Genomic DNA, 2782 nt, shown 5'->3' on the forward strand with positions numbered 1-2782 from the left:
AATTAGATGAAGCGTTAAGAACAGTCGACCATAATAAAGGAGCCCTCTCCTCTGGAGCCAATGCCCTAGCCACAGCGGGACTCCATGGTGTCGTAAAAGGAAGTCATTTTAATGCAACACAAGTAATCATCGACACCTTGGGCAATGTGATTGGTCAATCCCATTCATTCGCCAAATTGATTGTCGTTAACATCATGTTTAGATGCCCAATTTGTTGATAAAAGCCCCAATTTAATGTCGCGATGAATACTTGAATAAGGCCAATCTGAGGCACGTGTCACATATCCATGTTTTACGGGATTAAAGTGAATATAATTTAAATGATGTTCATAATCTTTCTCATTTCGAATGAAATGTTCCCAAAACCGTCGCTGCCAAATTCCGCGCTCGCTTTTTTTCTTTCTTGATTGGCTTATTGATTCATTAGCTTGTAGGTTATGGGTAAAAATACTTTTAATTAATCTTATTCTCAGTGAATAATCTCCGTCTCCTGACGGGAGTCTGAGCATCATGTGGAGGTGTTCGGGTAAAATGACAATGCCTTCAATCTTAAAAGGATATTTACTTTTAGTTCTTTTGAAGGCTATACGTAATGTGTCAATTTCTTTAATTAATAAATCACTTTCTCTATTCTTTAAATTCAACGTAAAGAAATAGATCGCACCGGGTATGATTACTCTTCTATATTCCATTATTTAGACTACTTCATAATTCCTTTTGGTTTTCCTTATATAGCTTTTGGATTATATTGGCAATCATTTTAATTCTGTTGGGTCAAAATGACCCAACCTACATCCCTGACATCAATATCATTAACTTAGAGCCTGTACTTCTATCATAGAAGTACTTGTGATTCTCAGAGGACGTGCAGCAGAAAGTAGGTTGGGTCATTTTGACCCAACAAATTCAATCCCATCATCAGTCAAATTGATTATCGTTAACATCATGTTGGCTTTCCTTATATAGATATAGCTTTTGGATTATATCGGCAATCATTTTAATTCGGTTGGGTCAAAATGACCCAACCTACATCCTTGACATCAATATCATTAACTTAGAGCTTGTGCTTCTATCATAGAAGTACTTGTGATTCTCAGAGGACGTGCAGCAGAAAGTAGGTTGGGTCATTTTGACCCAACAAATTCAATCCCATCATCAGTCAAATTGATTATCGTTAACATCATGTTGGCTTTCCTTATATAGATATAGCTTTTGGATTATATCGGCAATCATTTTAATTCGGTTGGGTCAAAATGACTCAACCTACATTCCTGACATCAATATCATTAACTTAGAGCCTGCACTTCTACCATAGAAGTGCTTGTGATTCCCAAGCTGCGTGCAGCTGCATAAGAAAGATCTATTATTCGCGCACTATGAAAGGGACCACGATCGTTAATTCGGACCACCACTGTTCTTCCATTTTTTACATTCTTAACTCGTAGTCGAGTATTAAATGGAAGTGTAGTATGTGCGGCCGTCATGGAATGCATATTGTATCGCTCTCCATTAGACGTCTTGCGATTATGGAAGCGGTTACCATAATAAGACGCTTGCCCTCGTGCCTTATATCCTTTTGCAGATTTAAGGGGCGTATATACTTTCCCTTTTACCTTATAAGAAGTCATATCGGGCTTTGTTTTTACACAAGCGCTTAAACTAAATAATAAAGCTGTAATAATTAAATAGTGTATGGTTTTAATGATCAATTTCATATTATTTTATACCAAATGAGCATGCATATTGATTGAAATCAGGTGGCTTATATCTAATTTAAGCACTTAACTGAGTGTATACATTGAGTGTGAAAAAATAGCTGACGTTGAGTAGCAGTGCATCATACCTGATTTATTATGATTTTTCTATATCTCTCCAGGAGGTCATAATTTGATCAGGAAGGGCTTCACTGAAAATAATGTAAATGACTATTTATGAAGCCCGTCCCAAACCGTCTCATTGAGAGTCTAGCCTTGGTTTTTCTGCATTGAATTCAAATTATAATCTTCTTCAATACAGCCTTTCTTCCCACTGCTATAAAAGAGGGATATTTGTTTGTTTTGTGGCAAGGGTATTTTTAATGGCTCCAGGTGCTTTTTAAGATGTGCGGCGCTGGTCGGGAAAAATCCAAGACCAATTTTATTATTAGCAATGAGTTGTTGCTGTTCGTTTTTATCAACACAAACTCGGGTTGCCCTACCCAAAAATTGAATTGCGCTATTAATTCCGGGATTTTTTTTGAAATCCACAGTATAAGATAATCTTGGCTCATCCCATCCTTTTTGCAATTTACTGACAATTAATAAGACGGCTCCTTTGTTATAGGGTATGGTACTAAAATTATTTAAGATTACTTTTTCGTTATAAGTGTATTCTTTGCCCTTTGGGGTGTGCACGGCAGAAATTGATAAATTATTGTAAGTCTCTGTTAAAATTTGTTCCGCTTTTTTAAGCTCATTAATCGATTGAAATCGATAAAGGCCTTTCCTATTGTGCAGCGGCTCACCTTCTGGGCCGCACATGGTGAGCACGTCGTTGAAAATGCTTTAATGCAGAGGTGGACATATCCGCTCTCCAGAGCTGGAATTGGGACGTAATATTTTTACGAATCTCGAGATAACTTTGATTGTACTTTTTATAAGCCTCGGTATTTGGTGGCGTATTTTTTGATGAAGTATTCAATAAAAAGTTCAAAGCATCTAGGGACTCCTGGTTGCTTTGACGAATACCACTTAAAATTCGAATTAAAGCGGACATCTTACTAAGTTCTTTTAAACGACCAAAT

The 2782-nt window shown here is 36.8% G+C and carries 5 protein-coding genes; 1 reads left to right on the forward strand and 4 read right to left on the reverse strand.

Annotated features, from left to right (window positions below):
- A partial coding sequence (locus tag Q0495_RS09855; RefSeq protein WP_298625547.1) for a hypothetical protein occupies positions 1 to 218 on the forward strand: 218 nt, incomplete at its 5' end.
- Here Q0495_RS09855 and Q0495_RS09860 read toward each other — a convergent pair.
- The 4 genes from Q0495_RS09860 to Q0495_RS09875 form a co-directional block, all read right to left on the reverse strand.
- Positions 165 to 692, reverse strand: a complete 528-nt coding sequence (locus Q0495_RS09860) for a transposase (protein WP_298625550.1) — start codon at positions 690 to 692, stop codon at positions 165 to 167. The genes Q0495_RS09855 and Q0495_RS09860 overlap by 54 nt on opposite strands.
- 594 nt (positions 693 to 1286) lie before the next feature.
- Complete coding sequence (locus tag Q0495_RS09865) at positions 1287 to 1715, reverse strand: septal ring lytic transglycosylase RlpA family protein (RefSeq protein ID WP_298625552.1); 429 nt, start codon at positions 1713 to 1715, stop codon at positions 1287 to 1289.
- 249 nt (positions 1716 to 1964) lie between these two features.
- Complete coding sequence (locus tag Q0495_RS09870) at positions 1965 to 2519, reverse strand: hypothetical protein (RefSeq protein WP_298625555.1); 555 nt, start codon at positions 2517 to 2519, stop codon at positions 1965 to 1967.
- Positions 2500 to 2782, reverse strand: a 283-nt coding sequence (locus Q0495_RS09875; RefSeq protein ID WP_298625558.1) for a hypothetical protein, incomplete at its 5' end; no start/stop codon positions are given. The genes Q0495_RS09870 and Q0495_RS09875, both read right to left, overlap by 20 nt.

The sequence above is a fragment of the uncultured Legionella sp. genome (assembly GCF_937871865.1).
GTDB lineage: Bacteria > Pseudomonadota > Gammaproteobacteria > Legionellales > Legionellaceae > Legionella.

What these genes read in the sequence shown, in the direction of transcription:
- Q0495_RS09860 (WP_298625550.1), bottom strand. Translation starts at nt 692, where the DNA reads ATGGAATATAGAAGAGTAATCATACCCGGTGCGATCTATTTCTTTACG.
- Q0495_RS09870 (WP_298625555.1), bottom strand. Translation starts at nt 2,519, where the DNA reads ATGTGCGGCCCAGAAGGTGAGCCGCTGCACAATAGGAAAGGCCTTTAT.
- Q0495_RS09865 (WP_298625552.1), bottom strand. Translation starts at nt 1,715, where the DNA reads ATGAAATTGATCATTAAAACCATACACTATTTAATTATTACAGCTTTA.